We start from the raw sequence: 15,286 nt of genomic DNA, 5'->3' as shown, positions 1-15,286 counted from the left end.
GGAGGCGGGCTCAGATGATCCGGCACTCGCGGGCGGAGGTGATGAACGCGTCGGCGGCGAAGTCGATGTCGGCCGTGGTGTGGGCGGCGGTGATGGCGATCCGCAGCCGGGCCAGGTCGTTGGGGACGGCCGGCGTGACGACGGGCAGGCCGATGACACCGTTCTTGCGGCAGGCGGTGGCGTAGTCGTACGCGGCGGTGTCTGAGCCGGCGATGATCGGGACGACGGCGGTCTCGCTGTCGACCGTGCTCATGCCCGCCGCGTTGAGGAGGCCGCGGAAGCGTTCGGCCTCGCGCTGCACGAACTCCACGCGCTCCGGCTCGCGTTGGAGGATGCGCAGGGCCTCCAGGGCGGCGGCGGCCTGGGCGGGGCCGAGGGCCGCGGAGAAGAGGAAGGGCCGGGCCGCGTACTTCAGGTGGTGGATCAGGTCGGCGGAGCCGGCGACCCAGCCGCCCATGGAGGGGATGGCCTTGGAGAGGGTGCCGAGTTTGACGTCGACCTTCACCTCGTAGTCGAAGTGCTCCTCGATGCCCTTGCCGGTGGCGCCGATGACACCGAGGGCGTGGGCCTCGTCGACCATCAGCAGCGCGTTGTGGGCGTCGCAGACCTTGCGCAGGTCGACGAGGGGGGCGATGTCGCCGTCCATGGAGTAGACGCTGTCGACGATGACCAGGCGCACCCCGGTGTCGGGGGCGGCGGCGAGGCGGCGCTCCAGATGGCCGGGGTCATTGTGCCGGAAGCGGGTGACCGTGGCACCGGAGAGCTTGCAGCCGTCGACGATGCTGGCGTGGTCGTACTTGTCGATGAAGACGGTGTCCCCCGGTCCCACGAGGGCGCCGACCGTGCCCACGTTCGCCGCGTAGCCCGAGCCGAAGACCAGGGCCCGCTCGCGGCCCGCGAACCGGGCGACCTCCGCTTCCAGGTCCTCGTGCAGCGGGGTGGACCCGGCCAGGGCGCGCACTCCGTGGTTGCCGGTGCCGTAGAGGTCGAGGGCGGCCTTGGCGGCCGCTACGACGCGTTCGTCCCCGGCGAGGCCCAGGTAGCTGTAGCCGGACATCATCAGCAGGCGCTGGCCGTCCTGGTCGGCGTACGCGGAATCGCGCTCGACGGTGTAGGCCACGAAGCTGTTCTTGCGGACGGGTTCGTACTCCAAGGACCGGACGCGGTCGCGGAAGTAGGCCAGCTTCGGCTCAAGACGGGCCCAGGCTTCGGTTGCGTTCACGTTCATCTCCTCGTCGTGATCGCCCGGCGGACACGGAACTCCATCGGCGCCCTGCCGTCGTTCCGGACGAGCTCTAGTGGAATTCGATTAAGGACCGCGGGGCGCAAGAGCGACGCAACAGCGGGACGCGAAAAGGGCGAAAGCGAATCCCGAGCCGGGCATTCCCCGATTGTTGTTGACATGCGGAGAAGAGGCGCGTGTATGTTCGCTGCGCACAAGACCAGGGGGACACGGCCGGTATCCCGGCAGTTTCGGAGGGTACACAGTGCTGATCAGACTTGTCGGACTTGTCACGATCGAGCCGTCCGGGGCGCCCGTGCGGCACCTCTCCGGCGCACAGGCACAGGTGGCGTTCGCTCGGTTGGTCGTCGAGCGGGACGGTGGTACGGAGCGGGACCAGCTGGCGGAAACGGTATGGCCGGAGGGGTTGCCCGACACGTGGGCCTCCGCGCTGCGCAGTGTCGTCAGCCGGGTGCGGACGTTCGTGACCACACCTCAGGCGGCGCCCGGCGAGGCCGCGTTGGTGGCCCAGGGCGGACGGTACGTGTTGCGGGTGCCGAAGGACGCCGCGGTGGACGTGGAGTGCGCCGACCTGGCGGTGACGGAGGCGACGGGCGCCTTCGCGGACGGCGCGTTCGCGGTGGCGCAACAGTTGGCGTCCGGCGCGGTGTCGAACCTGCGCGGTTCGTTCCTGCCCTCGCACGAGGGCGAGTGGGTCAACGCGATGCGCGAGCAGTTGGAGGAACTGCGCCTGACGGCGCTGGAGATCGCTAGCCTTTCCTCCTCGGCGCTCGGCGACGAGCACCACGCACTGCGCTACGCGGAGGAGGCGGTGCGCCGGGCGCCGTTCCGGGAGAGCGCGTACCGCTGCCGGATGACGGCCCACGAGCGCGCGGGAAACCGGGCCGAGGCGCTGCGCAGTTACCATCAGCTGCGCCGGGTGCTGGCGGAGGAACTGGGCACGGACCCCGCCCCGGAGACGGAGGCCGCGTACCTGGAGATCCTGCGCACGCCGCAACCGCGCACGCCGCAGCGCCTGGCCGCCACCCTGGACCCGTTCCTGATGGGGGTGTTCGAGGTCGGGCGGACCGCTTCGGCACCCCGGCCGTGCACCCTCGGGCGCAACTGCGCCACGCACCGCGCCCACGGCGCGGCCCAGTCATCGGCGGCCCCTTCGGCCGCCTCCCCCGCCGCGTAGCCGGCCCGACCGCGACGCCGTACGGCCGCCCCCGGCGGCGGTACGGCGTCGCGGCACGCCCGCGGACGGTACGGGCAACCCGAGCGGCCCCGGCTCCCTGAGGGCGGGGGCCGGGGCTGGTGGCGGTGCCGGGCGCGGGCCCGGTCTCGGCGGGGTGGTCGCGGACGCCCCGGTTCAGGTGTCGGGGACGCCCCGGGCGGCCGCCGGACATCCCGTCAGGTGATCGAGACTCCGCTGTCGATGCTGACGACCTGGCCGGTCATGCAGTCCTGGTCCAGGAAGAGGCCGATGCTGCGGGCGACCTCCTCGACGGTGACGAAGCGCGGGATGGGCGCCTTGCCCTCCATTCCCTCGACGACCCGCTCGGGCAGGTCCTTCGTCATGCCGGTGATCATGAAACCCGGGGACAGCGCGTTGACGGTCACGCCCCGGCGCCCGCACTCGGCCGCGAGGGTGCGGGTGAGCCCGATCAGTCCCGCCTTGGACGCCGAGTACGCCGTCTGGCCGGCGGTGGCGATGATGCCCGACGGCGAGACGATGTTGACGACCCGGCCCCAACGCCCGCGCAGCATGGCCGGGACCGCGGCCCGGGCCGTGTGGAAGGACCCGATCAGGTTGGTCTGGATGACCTGCGCCCAGTCCGCGGGGTTCTGCATCGCCATCAGGCTGTCCTTGCGGATGGCCCCGTTGTTGACGAGGACGTCCACCGGTCCCAGCGCCGCGGTGATGTCGGCGTAGATGCCCTGCACCGTCTCCCACGAACCGACGTCGCCGGTGACCAGGACGGACGGGTTGGTCAGTTTCTCCTGCACCGCCAGCGCCGCGTCCCGCGAACTGTTGTAGTGGACGGCGACCCGACAGCCCAGGGCGTCCAGTTCCAGGGCCAGGGCCTGGCCGAGGCCGCCCGAGGCGCCGGTGACGAGCGCGACCGGTGCCTCGGGCCGTACGCCCGTGCTCTTGTTGCTCATGCCGCGGTTCCGCCCCATTCCATCAGGATCGAGCCCCATGTCATGCCGGCGCCGAACCCGGCCAGCAGGACCTTGTCCCCGGCCTTGACGCGTCCGGCGTCCAAGGCCTCGGTCAGCGCGATCGGGATCGAACCCGACGCCGTGTTGCCGTACTTCTCCAGGTTGGTGATCAGCGCTTCGGGCCTGAGCCCGGTGTGGGACATGATGGAGTTGATGATGCGGATGTTGGCCTGGTGCGGTACGACGTGGTCCACGTCGGCCGCGTCGACCTTCGCGCTCTCCAACGTCTCGCGCACCGTGCGGACGGTGTAGCGCACGGCGTTCAGATAGATCTCGTTCCCGTTGATCTGCGCGTAGTGCAGGCCCGCCGCCACGGTCTCCGCCGTGGCGGGCATGCGGCTGCCGCCCGCGAGCACCTTCAGGGAGCCGGTGCAGGAGCCGTCGGCGCCCAGGTTCCAGGCCTTGACCCGGTTCTCGGGACCGGGCTGGAGGACGACGGCCCCCGCGCCGTCGCCGACGAGGATGGACAGGTCCCGGTCGGCGGGGTTCGCGGTCAGGGTGTGCGTGTCGGAGCCGATCAGCAGGATCGGCCGGGGGTCGATCGCGATGAGCGCCATGGCGGAGACGAGCCCGTAGACGAAGCCCGCGCACTCGGAGTTCACGTCGTGGGCGCTGCCGGCGATGCCGAGTTCGTGGTGGACGAACGCGGACGTCGCCGGCGACGGCTGCTCGGGGGTCGCCGTGGCGACGATCAGGTGGGCGATGTCGGCGCCGGTCAGGCCCGCCTTGTCCAGAGCGCGCCGGCCGGCCTCGACGGCCAGGGAGACGGTGGTCTGCCCCGGGTCAACGGCCCGCCGCTCACGGATGCCGCAGCGGCTGACGACCCAGTGCTCGTCCACGCCGAAGCGCTCGGCGAGTTCCGCGCTGGTGACGATGCGCTCGGGTACGGACATGCCCCACCCGGTGATGTCGAAGCCGGTCACGTGATTCCTCGCTATGCCTGGGCCGGGACGAGGTCGACGATCTTCGCGTAGACGTCGCGCAGCGTCGTCGTGTCGTCGAGGTCCGCGAAGAGCGTCTCGTCGGCCGGGATGTGGGGGTAATTGGTCTGGAAGCCGTACAGCCACTCCATGAGGTCCAGGGAGTCGACGTCCGCGATGTGCTGGAGCGGGGCGTCGGGGCTGACCTCCGCGGCGCCGGAAACGGCCTCCAGCTGGCTCGCGAGCTCTTCGATGGTGGGCAGCGACATGGGGTCGGTCCTCTCTCGACGGTGCGACCCGGGGGCCGCGTCGTTCTTTTCGAGAGCGATGAAAGCCCCGCGGCCGCAAGGAAGACGCAAGATGTCCGGGGCGTCGGCCGACCGCTCCCTTTTCCCGGCCTTTTCCCTCCCTTTCACGTCTCTTTTGGTACGGACCGGACCCGTGTTGCGTACGCCTTGCGGGGGATCGGTTTTCCTCTGACGTAATTCGGCACGGACGGCCACGGCCGCCCTTCCCGCCCGCAGGAATGAGGATCGAAATGACAACGGTCGCCCCCAGGACGGTGGACCCAGAGGTCGATGCGATCAGGCACCACTACGAGGTGAGCAACGACTTCTACCGGCTGCTGCTCGGCCCGACGATGATGTACTCCGGCGGCTACTGGAACGAGGGTGAGGACCTCGTCGCCGCCCTCGACCAGGCCCAGGAGCGCAAGCTCGACACGTTCGCGGACCTCGCGAACGTCCGCGCCGGCGGCGTCAAGCGCGTACTGGACATCGGCTGCGGCTGGGGCACCATGCTCAACCGCCTCACCACCGTGCACGGCGCGGAGGAAGCGGTCGGCCTGACCCTGTCGCGCACCCAGGAAGCCTTCATCGACGGGCTGGGCAACCCGCGGATCACCACGCTGGTCAAGAGCTGGGCGGACTACGCGGTCGCCGACGACAGCGAGAAGTACGGCGCGGCGTTCTGCATCAACGCGCTGGAGCACTTCGTCTCCTCGAACCTGCCGCCCAAGGAGCGCACCAAGCGCTACCGCTACTTCTTCCAGCAGGTCGCGAACACCCTCGACTCCGGTGCGAAGTTCGTCCTGCACACCATGACCGCCGAGGCGCTGCCGATGAACCGCGCGCTCCTCGACGACCTGAAGTTCCTCCAGCGCTCCGAGTTCGCCGGGTGCCACATCCCGCACCTGCACGAGCTGACGGCCGGCGCCGAGGGCCTCTTCGAGGTCGACGAGGTCGTCAACGAGCGCGAGTCGTTCGCGATGGCCTGCCGGGCCTGGCTGGTGCTGCTCGCCGAGCGCCGGGACGAGGCCGTGGCGATGGAGGGCGAAGAGGTCGTCGCCCGGTTCGAGCGCTACCTCGACATCTTCGCGTACACGCTCGAGGACAAGTTCTTCAACAACTTCCGCGTGACCCTCACGCGCCGCTAGGAGGCCGACGTGACGAGCATTCTCGAACCGGCCAAGGACGGCGGGGCCCATCCGACGGCCCAGGCCCGCGCCGGGGGCCGCGGACCGACCCGGCACCTTAGGGTCGCGGTCATCGGTACCGGGTTCTCGGGCCTGGGCACCGCCATCCGGTTGCTGCGGTCCGGAATCGACGACTTCCTCGTGTTCGAGCGGGCCGACGAGGTCGGCGGCACGTGGCGCGACAACAGCTATCCGGGCTGTGCGTGTGACGTCATGTCGCACCTCTACTCCTTCTCGTTCGCCCAGAACCCGAACTGGAAGTCCACCTTCGGCAAGCGGGACGAGCTGTACGCGTACCTGCGCGACACGGCCGACCGCTTCGGGGTCCGCCCCCACATCCGCTTCTCCCACGAACTGCTCTCCGCCCGTTGGGACGAGGGCGAGCGGCACTGGCGGATCGAGACCTCGCAGGGCGACTACACCGCCCAGTTCCTGGTCACCGGAACCGGCTACCTGAGCGAGCCGGCCGTCCCCGACATCAAGGGCCTCGCGGACTTCGAGGGCAAGGTCTTCCACTCCTCGCGGTGGGACCACGACCACGACCTCACCGGCCGGCGCGTCGCCGTCATCGGTACGGGTGCCTCGGCGATCCAGTTCGTGCCGCGGATCCAGCCCGACGTGGAGCGCCTCGACCTCTACCAGCGCACGCCCCCGTGGGTCGGCCCGAAGAACGACAAGGCGACCACGGCGCTCCAGGCCAAGCTGCTGCGCTCGGTGCCCGGTTACCAGAACTTCCGGCGGAACTTCAACATGTGGGGCCGCGAGATCCTGGCCTTCGTCATGGCCCGCCCGAAGGTCGCCGGGAAGATGCAGAAGATGGCGAGCGACCATCTGAGGAAGTCGGTCCCCGACGAGGCGCTGCGCGCCAAGCTGACGCCCGACTACGTGATGGCCTGCAAGCGGCTGCTGTTCTCCAACACCTGGTACCCGGCGATCCAGCAGCCCAACGTGGACCTGGTCACCGAGGGGATCGCCGAGGTCCGCGCCAAGTCGATCGTGGGCCGGGACGGGGTGGAGCGCGAGGTCGACACCATCATCTTGGGCACCGGGTTCCAGGCCACCGACCGCCCGGTCGCGCGCCGGATCTTCGGGCGGGACGGTGTGCGGCTCCGCGACGCGTGGCAGCGGGACGGCATGTCGGCCCACCGCGGCACCACCATCGCCGGATTCCCGAACCTGTTCATGCTGCTCGGTCCGAACACGACGCTGGGGCACTCCTCCCAGGTGGTGATGATCGAGGCGCAGATCAATTACGTGGTGGACGCGCTCGAACAGGCCGAGAAGCGCGGGCTGTCCAGCGTCGAGGTCCGCGAGGAGGCCCAGCGGGCCTACAACCGGGCGCTCGACGCGAAGCTCGACGGCTCGGTGTGGAACGCGGGCAACTGCAAGAGCTGGTACCTCGACGAGAACGGACGCAACCCGTCGATCTGGCCGACGTACACCTGGCGCTTCCGCCGCCAGACCAAGCGCTTCGACCTCGGCGAGTACCAGCTCGCCTCGCGGGTGCGCACCACCGCCCCGGCGACGCACCAGTAAGACTCCGGCAGGTCATGAGAAACGGGAGACGTACGCAGATGAGCAGTACCCCGAGAGCGACCGCGGGCACGGCCGCCGCACCGTCGCGGCGCAGGGTCCTCGGCGGGATGGCGGCGACCGCCGTGGCCGTCGTGGGCTGGAACACCGTCGACCAGAGCTGGGCGACGGCCGCCGAGGCCCCCGCTCAGGCCGTGGTTCCCGTGCCGGCGCTGACCGGGACGCTGGAGACGGCGCCCTCCGCGGTCGAGGCGTTCGGCAAGGACTTCGGTCACCTGTGGGACGGCGCGGGCAACAAGCCGTGGGCCGTGCTGAGGCCGGGCAACGCCGACGACATCGTCAAGATCGTGAACTATGCCCGGGCCAACGGCATCAAGGTCGCGGTCAACGGACAGGGCGGCTCCGGTACGGACATCGAATCGCATTCGGTGTACGGGCAGGCCCGGGTCCCCGGCGGGATATCCATCGACGCCCGCAGCATGTCGAAGATCGTCTCCATCGGTGCGAACTGCGCGGTGGTCGAGGCGGGCGTCACCTGGGCCCAGCTGACCGACGCGTGCCTGAAGGTGGGCAAGACCCCGCCCGCGCTGCCCGACTACCTCTACCTGTCGGTCGGCGGCACCATCAGCATCGGCGGGATCGGCGGCACCGTCGCGAAGTACGGGCTGCTGTGCGACACCGTGCGTTCCATCGACATCGTCACCGGTGAGGGCAAGCTGGTCACCGCGACGGCCACGATCCGCCCGGACCTGTTCAACGCGGCGCTCTCGGGCGGCGGCCAGGTCGGCATCATCGTCCGGGCCGAAGTCGCCCTGGTCCCGGCGCCGAAGCGATCGGTCATCTTCACCCTGTACTACGCGGACGTGGAGACGTACCTCCAGGACGCCGAGAAGGTGCTGGCCGACGGCCGGTTCCAGGTCCAGGCCGGCGAGATGCTCCAGAAGCCGGACGGCTCGGGCTGGCGCTACAAGATGGAGGCCGGGGCCACCTACGACACGACGCCGCCGGACCGGGCGAAGCTGTTGAGCGGCTTGCAGGACGTGCGGGCCGACGCCGTGATCGAGGACGTGACGTACCGGGAGTACATGTTCCGGCTCGACGCCTACGAGGCCTACCTCAAGGAGTCCGGTCACTGGTACGCGCCCAAGCCGTGGCTGAGCATGTTCCTCCCGGCCTCCAAGACCAAGACGTTCATGAAGCGGGTCGAACAGGAGCTGACCGCCGACTCCCTCGGGGGCGGGTTCCTGCTCTTCTCCCCGTTCCTCACCTCGCAGGTCAAGCGGCCGCTGGCAGTGATGCCGGGCGAGTCCGTGGCGTACCTCTTCGACCTGCTGCGCTTCCCCAACCCGGGCGACCCCGATATCCAGGCGATGCTGGACCAGAACCGGCGCCTGTACGACCTGGCGGTGTCGATGGGGGCCAAGCGGTACCTGGTGGGCGCCGTCCCGAACATGACGCGGGCCGACTGGCAAGCCCACTTCGGCAACCGCTGGAGCGGGTTCGTCAACGCCAAGAAGAAGTTCGATCCGGCCAACGTCCTCACGCCCGGCCAGGGCTTCTTCGCCTGACCGCGCACCCCTCCCCCGTACATCGCTCCTTGCCCCCCCCGTCCCCTGTCCCCCGTCCCGACCGCGCCACCCCGCGCGACCGTGCACCTGAGGAGGCTCGACATGACAACCTACGACCTGATCGACGAGGCGGTGATCGACGCCCCGGCGACCGCCGTGTGGGACGCGCTCCTCTCGGAGTTCCGCGGCGCCGCCCAATGGTGGGTCCCGGCCAACACCTTCGCCCCGGTCTCCGGCTCTCCCGACCGGGTCGGCGGCGAGGTCGGGGTCACCGTCCACACCAAGGGCGTCGGCAACGGCGGTCTCAAGCTCCGCTTCACGGCGCGCACGGTCGCCGTGGAGCCCGGCCGCCGGCTCGACGTGGAGTACGTGGACGGGGCGTTCCGCGGGCCGGCGGCCTTCCGCCTCGAACCCCTGCCGGACGGCCGCACCCGGCTGTCGATGCGCTTCGCGGGCCGGCCGCACGGTTGGCTCGGTGTCCTGGCCAAGGCCGTCGACCTGGGCGCGGAGCACTCGAAGGCCACCTTGGCGGCCTTCGAGTCCCTGGGCCGCCTGCTGTCGTCCTCACCGGTGGGGGCCGGGCGATGACGACGGCGGCGGACCTCACCCGGGAGCTGACCGTACGGACCGACGACGGCGCGGAGTTGGCCGGCACCGTACTGGCTCCCCTGACCGGCACCCGCCCCGGGGCGGACGTCGTCCTGGTGCACGGCTGGGCGCACTCGCGCCGCGCCTGGGGTGCGATCGCCGACCGGCTCATCCGGGCCGGTCACCGCGTGGTGCTGTACGACCAGCGGGGCCACGGCGCCTCCACCCTCGGCCGCACCCCCGTCTCGGTGGGGCGACTCGGCTCCGATCTCGCGGCGGTGCTGGACGCGACGGACGCGCGCTCGGCCGTCGTCGTGGGGCACTCGGGCGGCGGGTTCGCGGCCCTGTCCTACGCGGCGCGCGGGGCGGAGGCGGGGCGGTTGCGCGGTCTGGTGCTGGCGGGCACGGCGGCACACGGCCAGGACACGCCCGACGGGGAGGTCAAGATGATGGGGAGCGCCCTCTTCTCGTGGGCGCTGCGCCGGCCTCCGCTCGGCCGCAAACTGCTGTCGTCCACCATGGCCAAGGGCGTCGATCCGGCCCTGCTGGACGTGAACCGACAACTGTTCGCGGCGGCGGACCCCCGGGTCCGGGCGGATTTCTTCCGCTGCACGCGCGGCTGGGACCTGCGCGCGGAGCTCGCCGCCGTCACCGTGCCGGCGGTGGTCCTGCACGGTGACGCGGACAAGGTCATCGACCCCGCCCTCGCGCGGACCCTCGCCGACACCCTGCCGGCGGCCCGGTTCGAAACGGTGCCGGGCGCGGGCCACATGCTGCCGCTGGAGCGGCCGCTGCCGATCGTCTCCGCCGTGACCGCACTCGCGTCCCGGTGACCGCCGGACGATGATCGAGGCACTCCTGCCGCCGGGCGTCACGTCGTCGGAAGCCTTCGACGACGAGGCGCCCGCGCCGCTCTTCCCCGCCGAGGCGGCCCTCATGGAGGGCCGCCTCGCCCGCCGCCGCCGCCAGTTCGCGACGGCCCGCGCCTGCGCCCGTCGCTGCCTGGCCGCCCTCGGCCACTCCCCCGCGCCCCTGCTGCCCGGACCGGGGGGCGCTCCCGCGTGGCCGGCGGGCGTGGTCGGCAGCATCACCCACTGCGACGGCTACCGCGCGGCGGTGGCGGACCTGTCCGACCGCACGTCGGCCCTCGGCATCGACGCGGAGCCCTCGGGCCCGCTCCCCGCGGGCGTACTGGGGCTCATCACCTCCCCGGCCGAGCGCGCCCACCTGCGCGAACTCGCCGCGGCCCACCCCGACATCCCGTGGGACCGCCTCTTGTTCTGCGCCAAGGAGGCGGTGTACAAGGCGTGGTACCCGGCGACCGGCGTGTGGCGCGGCTTCCGCGACGCCACCGCGGCCCTCTCCCCCGGGGGCACCTTCTCCTGCGCGCTCGACGTGCCGGCCGCGCTCACCGCGCTCGTCGACCCGGTCTACCACGGCCGCTGGTCGGCCGGCCCGGACCTGGTCCTGGCGGTGGTGGCGCGGCGGGGCTGAGGATCAGCGCGCGCCCGCCCCGTCCAACACGACCGTACGGGGCGAGCGGGGGCCCTCGCCGGGCCTGGGCGCGCTCACGCCCGCGCGGAACTCCTTCGGGCTGACGCCGCGGACCCGCTTGAAGGCCGCCGACAGCGCGAACGCCCCGCTGTAGCCGACCCGGCGGGCCACCGTCGCCACCGTGGCGTCCGGTTCTCGCAGGTAGTCGGCGGCCAGGGCGATGCGCCAACCGGTGAGGTAGGCGACCGGGGGCTCCCCGACGATGTCCGTGAAACGGCGGGCCAGGGCCGCGCGGGAGACACCGACCTTGCGCGCGAGTTCCTCGACGGTCCAGCCGTGGGCCGGGTTCTCGTGCAGCAGGCGCAGCGCCGGGCCGACCACGGGGTCGCTCTGGGCCCGGTACCAGGTGGGCGCGCCGCTGCCCGGGGCCGCGAGCCAGGCGCGCAGGACCCCGATCAGGAGGAGGTCCAGGAGCCGGTCCAAGACGATCTCCTGGCCCGGCTCGTCCCGGGAGATCTCCGCCGCCAGCAAGGTGATCAGCGCGTGGTCCGCGGACTCCGCCGGCCGTACCAGGATCGTCGGCAGCACGCTCAGCAGCCGCCGGCCGATCTCGCTGGGCGCCTGGTAGGTGCCGCTGAGCATCACCGCCGAGCCGGCGTCCTGGAGCGGGTCGCCCCAGGTGCGCACGCCCAGGGCCATGGTCTCGGTGACGTCCTCGCCGCTCTCGGTACTGCACCGCTGCTCCGGTCCGACGGTGATCTGGACCGGCGTGTCCGGGGAGTCGGCGACCGTGTACGGCTCGGGTCCGTGCACGACGGCGACGTCGCCGGGCCTGATCCGGACGGCGGTGCCGTGGTCCGGCACCAGCCAGGCGTCGCCGTGGACCATGGTGATGACCGACAGCGGCGCGCGGTCCTCGACGCGGAGCGACCAGGGCGGGTTGAAGACGGACTTGAGGAGGAAGGCGCCGCGCGCCTTCGGTCCTTCCAGCAGACCGGTCAGCGTGTCCATGCGGATATCCTCTCTCGTTTCCCGCCGGGCGGGTACGCGCGAGGCGCCCGCTCTCCCGCGGGGGACGGTGGGGAGGGCGGGCGCCGTTCACGGGGGCGCCCAAGGCGCCGGACGGTCCGGAGCGCTACGCGGCCGGCGGGCGGCCGTGCAGGGTGAGGGCCCGGCCCAGGGCGGCCAGGGCGGTCGCGCAGGCCAAGGTGCGGACGACGTTGCCGGCCCGCCAACGGGGCCCGAACCCGGCGCGGGCCGCGGTGAAGTCGGCCCCGGCGCGAGCGAGTTGGGCGTTGAGCGGCAGGTTGACCAGGGCCGTCACGACCAGCGAGAGGGTGTAGAGCGCGAAGGCGGTCCAGGCCCAGCGCGCCGTGTGCGGGCGTCCGCCGCGCTGCTGCTGTGCGGCGGCCACCCCGGTGGCGAGGAACGCGCCGACGAAGAGCAGCCCGAACAGGCCGTTGTCGATGGCGTCGTTGATGTTCCGCATGGCCGTCACGTAGGTCTCGTCGTCACCCCGTCCCAGGCCCGGGATCACCGAGATGTCGAAGGCGAAGTAGAGACCGGCCATCAGCCCGGTGCCCACCGTCGCCGCCACCAAGGTCACCGACTGGGCCTTCGTGCCCGTCGGGGCCGTCGTCGCCGTGGTCGCTCGCGTCACTTCCTCAGTCCCTTCAAGGTGTTCTGGTACCGCTTGCGGAGCAGGGTCGCGCCGAGAAGGCGGACCGGCGGCGGGATGGTGGCGGACACGTGCGCGACGGACGCGGGGCTCGCGCCGTCGAACATCCAGGGCTGGAGGTACAGCAGCACGCGGGGCGGCGCGCCGGCCACCAGCTTGCGTTCCTCCGCCAGGTAGGTCCGCTCCCCCATCCGCTCGAAGACGGGGAACACGACGCGTTCCTCGTCGCGCAGGTGGTCGTGCAGGATGTCCTGGAAGTCCCGCGCGGCCCGCGTCAGCCCCTCGCCGCTGCGGGCGACGGCGGTGGTGACCGCGGCCATCGCCGTGTCCAGTTCCTGGTGGTCGTCGTGCAGTTCGCGGGCCTGGGCGTCGAACTCCGCGTCGTGGCGGCGCAGCCCGGGCCACAGCACGTCGTCCTCGCTGGTGTGGTGCCACTCGATGACCTCGCGCAGACGCTGCCACCACTCGGCGCCGCCGCCGCGCCAGGTCGGCGCGGCCTCGCGCAGGCGGGCGGCGTCGCGGCGCATCGCCCGGTGCATCAGGGCGAACCCGTGGAAGTGCGGTGCGAGCGCGTCCAGTCCGTGTTCGCTGGAGTGGGGCGGCTGGTGCGTGGGCATCGGTGCCTCCTGCCGGTCGGTGCGACGTGCGTACGTGCTCCGCGTCGGGGCGCGGCGTCGGCGGGGCGGCCGCCCGGGAAGGCGGCCGCACCGCGCCGACGCGTGCCCCCGCGCGGTCAGACGTCCCAGACCCCGCTCGCCGCGGCCTCGCGGGCGAAGTCGGCGAAGTCCTTGGGCTTGCGTCCCAGGGCCTCTTCGACTCCGTGCACGAGGTGCGCGTTGCGGCCGTCCAGGATCATGGTGAACAAGTCGGCGAACTCCTCGGGGAGGTCGTTCTCGCGCAGGACCGCGCGGTACTCCTCGTTGGTGACGGACACGTACGTGATCTGCCGGCCGGTCGCCTTCGACAGTTCGGCGGCCACGTCGCTGTAGCTGAGCAGGCGCGGACCGGACAGTTCGTAGGTCTTGCCGATGTGCTTGTCGTCGGTGAGGGCGGCCACGACCACGTCGGCGATGTCGTCGGCGTCGACGAAGGCCTCCACGGCGTCGGCGGTCGGCAGGGCGATCTCCCCGGCCAGGACCGGCTCCAGGAAGAAGCTCTCGTTGAAGTTCTGGTTGAACCAGCTGGAACGGACGATCGTCCAGTCGGCGCCGGAGGCCTTGAGGTTGTCCTCGCTGATCCGGGCGGCCTCCTCGCCGCGGCCCGACAGCAGGACCAGGCGGCGGGCCCCGCTGTCGACGGCCACCTTGGCGAACGCGCCGACCTGCTCGGCGGCGCCCGGGAAGGCGAGGTCGGGGTAGTAGGTGACGTAAACCCGGTCGACGCCCTCCAGCGCCGGCGCCCAACTGTCGGGCTCGTTCCAGTCGAAGGCGGGTTCTCCCGAGCGGGAGCCGACCCGGACCGGGAGGCCCCGGGCGGAGAGCTTCTCGGCGACGCGTCGGCCGGTCTTGCCGGTGCCGCCGATGACGAGTGTGGTCTGGATGTTCTGCGTGGTCCGAGTCATGAGTACAGTCAAGTCCCTGGACGCGAGACGGGACATGGCCGCGAAGCTCAGTTCCATATGCGTGCGTCTACGCGCGGTCGTGTCGGGTGCTGGGGTCGCGTGATGCGGTCATGGCGCCCGCGCCGCCGTGTCGGCGGCGCGGCCGGGTGTCAGAAGCGGCCGAGGCCTCCGCAGACGTTCAGGGCCTGAGCGGTGATGGATGCCGCCGTGTCGGTGGTCAAGTAGCCTACGAGGCCCGCGACTTCCTCGGCGGTGGAGAAGCGGCCCAAGGGTATCTGGGCTTCGAACTGCTGCTGCACGTACTGCTCGGTCGTGTCCCACACGCGCGCGTAACCGGCCCGTACCCGGGCAGCCATCGGGGTCTCCACGTACCCGGGGCACACCGCGTTGACGGTGATGCCCAAGGGCGCGAGTTCCTTGCCGAGGGCCTTGGTCAGGCCGACCACCGCATGCTTGGACGCCGAATAGGGGGCGCCGAGCAACACCCCCTGTTTGCCCGCCGTGGAGGCGATGTTGACGATCCGGCCGCGGCCCGCGGACGCGAGGCCGCCGTTGGTGAGCGCCTCCCGGGTGACCAGGAAGACACTGTTCAGGTTGGTGTCGATGACCTCGTCCCACAGTTCGTCGGTGAGGTCGGCGGTGGGGCCGCCGCCGCTGCGCCCCGCGTTGTTGACCAGGATCCTCACGGGTCTGTCGAAGGTGGCCACGGCTGCCGCGACGAGTCCCTTCACCTCGGCCCGGTTGCGGACGTCGGCGGCCGTTCCCTCGACCTCCAGCCCTTCGGCGCGCAGGTCTTCCACCGTCTGTTTGACGTCCGTCTCCGTGCGGGCGCAGATGAACACCCGGTGCCCGCGGGCGCCCAGGTCACGCGCGATGGCCAGGCCGATACCGCTGGTCGCCCCGGTGACCAGGGCGAGGGACCCGTCGGCGGCCTGACCGGCCCCCGGCGTCGACTGTGTCTTCATCGGGCGCCCTCCGTTGCTCGCTGATGCCTTGACGATCGCAGCGGCGACTCGGGGCGC

General features: G+C 71.6%; 16 protein-coding genes. 7 read left to right on the top strand and 9 right to left on the bottom strand.

The window, feature by feature from the left end; all coding sequences use genetic code 11:
• Positions 1-10: 10 nt before the first annotated feature.
• Positions 11-1,222, bottom strand: coding sequence for an aminotransferase class I/II-fold pyridoxal phosphate-dependent enzyme (locus ACV7NM_RS29230; protein WP_463413097.1), 1,212 nt, complete (start codon positions 1,220-1,222; stop codon positions 11-13).
• 265 nt (positions 1,223-1,487) lie between these two features.
• On the opposite strand from ACV7NM_RS29230, the gene ACV7NM_RS29225 reads away from it, so the two are divergent.
• Positions 1,488-2,420: an AfsR/SARP family transcriptional regulator gene (locus ACV7NM_RS29225; RefSeq protein WP_463413096.1), complete on the top strand. Its 933-nt coding sequence runs from the start codon at positions 1,488-1,490 to the stop codon at positions 2,418-2,420.
• A 215-nt stretch (positions 2,421-2,635) separates the two neighbouring features.
• Here the strand turns inward: ACV7NM_RS29225 and ACV7NM_RS29220 are convergent, their stop codons facing one another.
• The 3 genes from ACV7NM_RS29220 to ACV7NM_RS29210 are packed head-to-tail and all read right to left on the bottom strand — an operon-like array spanning position 2,636 to position 4,637.
• A complete protein-coding gene (locus ACV7NM_RS29220; protein ID WP_463413095.1) occupies positions 2,636-3,388 on the bottom strand; it encodes an SDR family NAD(P)-dependent oxidoreductase in 753 nt (250 codons plus the stop codon).
• Positions 3,385-4,371, bottom strand: coding sequence for a 3-oxoacyl-ACP synthase III family protein (locus ACV7NM_RS29215; RefSeq protein WP_463413094.1), 987 nt, complete (start codon positions 4,369-4,371; stop codon positions 3,385-3,387). The genes ACV7NM_RS29220 and ACV7NM_RS29215 overlap by 4 nt, the downstream gene beginning before the upstream one ends.
• Positions 4,372-4,382: 11 nt before the next feature.
• A complete protein-coding gene (locus tag ACV7NM_RS29210) occupies positions 4,383-4,637 on the bottom strand; it encodes a hypothetical protein (protein WP_463413093.1) in 255 nt (84 codons plus the stop codon).
• Between the two features lie 269 nt (positions 4,638-4,906).
• Between ACV7NM_RS29210 and ACV7NM_RS29205 the strand changes: the two genes are divergently transcribed.
• The 6 genes from ACV7NM_RS29205 to ACV7NM_RS29180 all read left to right on the top strand — a co-directional run bounded on the left by ACV7NM_RS29205 (position 4,907) and on the right by ACV7NM_RS29180 (position 11,025).
• Entirely contained in the window at positions 4,907-5,803 is an 897-nt protein-coding gene (locus ACV7NM_RS29205) for a class I SAM-dependent methyltransferase (RefSeq protein WP_463413092.1), read from the top strand.
• Between the two features lie 9 nt (positions 5,804-5,812).
• Entirely contained in the window at positions 5,813-7,378 is a 1,566-nt protein-coding gene (locus ACV7NM_RS29200) for a flavin-containing monooxygenase (protein ID WP_463413091.1), read from the top strand.
• Between the two features lie 38 nt (positions 7,379-7,416).
• The gene (locus ACV7NM_RS29195) at positions 7,417-8,943 is read left to right on the top strand and encodes an FAD-binding protein (protein WP_463413090.1); all 1,527 of its coding nucleotides are present in this window, start codon (positions 7,417-7,419) and stop codon (positions 8,941-8,943) included.
• Positions 8,944-9,045: 102 nt separating this feature from the next.
• Entirely contained in the window at positions 9,046-9,531 is a 486-nt protein-coding gene (locus ACV7NM_RS29190; RefSeq protein WP_463413089.1) for an SRPBCC family protein, read from the top strand.
• Positions 9,528-10,364 carry an alpha/beta fold hydrolase gene (locus ACV7NM_RS29185; protein WP_463413088.1) on the top strand — a complete coding sequence of 279 codons (837 nt, stop codon included), beginning with the start codon at positions 9,528-9,530 and terminating at the stop codon, positions 10,362-10,364. Before ACV7NM_RS29190 ends, ACV7NM_RS29185 begins: the two co-directional genes overlap by 4 nt.
• 10 nt (positions 10,365-10,374) lie before the next feature.
• Complete coding sequence (locus ACV7NM_RS29180) at positions 10,375-11,025, top strand: 4'-phosphopantetheinyl transferase family protein (protein WP_463413087.1); 651 nt, start codon at positions 10,375-10,377, stop codon at positions 11,023-11,025.
• Positions 11,026-11,028: 3 nt separating this feature from the next.
• Here ACV7NM_RS29180 and ACV7NM_RS29175 read toward each other — a convergent pair whose 3' ends face one another.
• The 5 genes from ACV7NM_RS29175 to ACV7NM_RS29155 all read right to left on the bottom strand — a co-directional run bounded on the left by ACV7NM_RS29175 (position 11,029) and on the right by ACV7NM_RS29155 (position 15,229).
• Positions 11,029-12,036, bottom strand: a complete 1,008-nt coding sequence (locus tag ACV7NM_RS29175) for an AraC family transcriptional regulator (protein WP_463413086.1) — start codon at positions 12,034-12,036, stop codon at positions 11,029-11,031.
• A gap of 124 nt (positions 12,037-12,160) precedes the next feature.
• Positions 12,161-12,685: an anthrone oxygenase family protein gene (locus ACV7NM_RS29170; RefSeq protein WP_463413085.1), complete on the bottom strand. Its 525-nt coding sequence runs from the start codon at positions 12,683-12,685 to the stop codon at positions 12,161-12,163.
• Positions 12,682-13,320, bottom strand: coding sequence for a hemerythrin domain-containing protein (locus ACV7NM_RS29165; RefSeq protein ID WP_463413084.1), 639 nt, complete (start codon positions 13,318-13,320; stop codon positions 12,682-12,684). Before ACV7NM_RS29165 ends, ACV7NM_RS29170 begins: the two co-directional genes overlap by 4 nt.
• A gap of 116 nt (positions 13,321-13,436) precedes the next feature.
• Positions 13,437-14,264: an NAD(P)H-binding protein gene (locus ACV7NM_RS29160; protein WP_463413083.1), complete on the bottom strand. Its 828-nt coding sequence runs from the start codon at positions 14,262-14,264 to the stop codon at positions 13,437-13,439.
• A gap of 149 nt (positions 14,265-14,413) precedes the next feature.
• A complete protein-coding gene (locus tag ACV7NM_RS29155) occupies positions 14,414-15,229 on the bottom strand; it encodes an SDR family NAD(P)-dependent oxidoreductase (RefSeq protein WP_463413082.1) in 816 nt (271 codons plus the stop codon).
• Between the last annotated feature and the right edge of the window lie 57 nt (positions 15,230-15,286).

The organism is Streptomyces sp. Tek67B01 (assembly GCF_055231995.1).
Note: the sequence above shows the minus strand (reverse complement) of the source record. Positions and strands in the feature narration are given on the sequence as shown.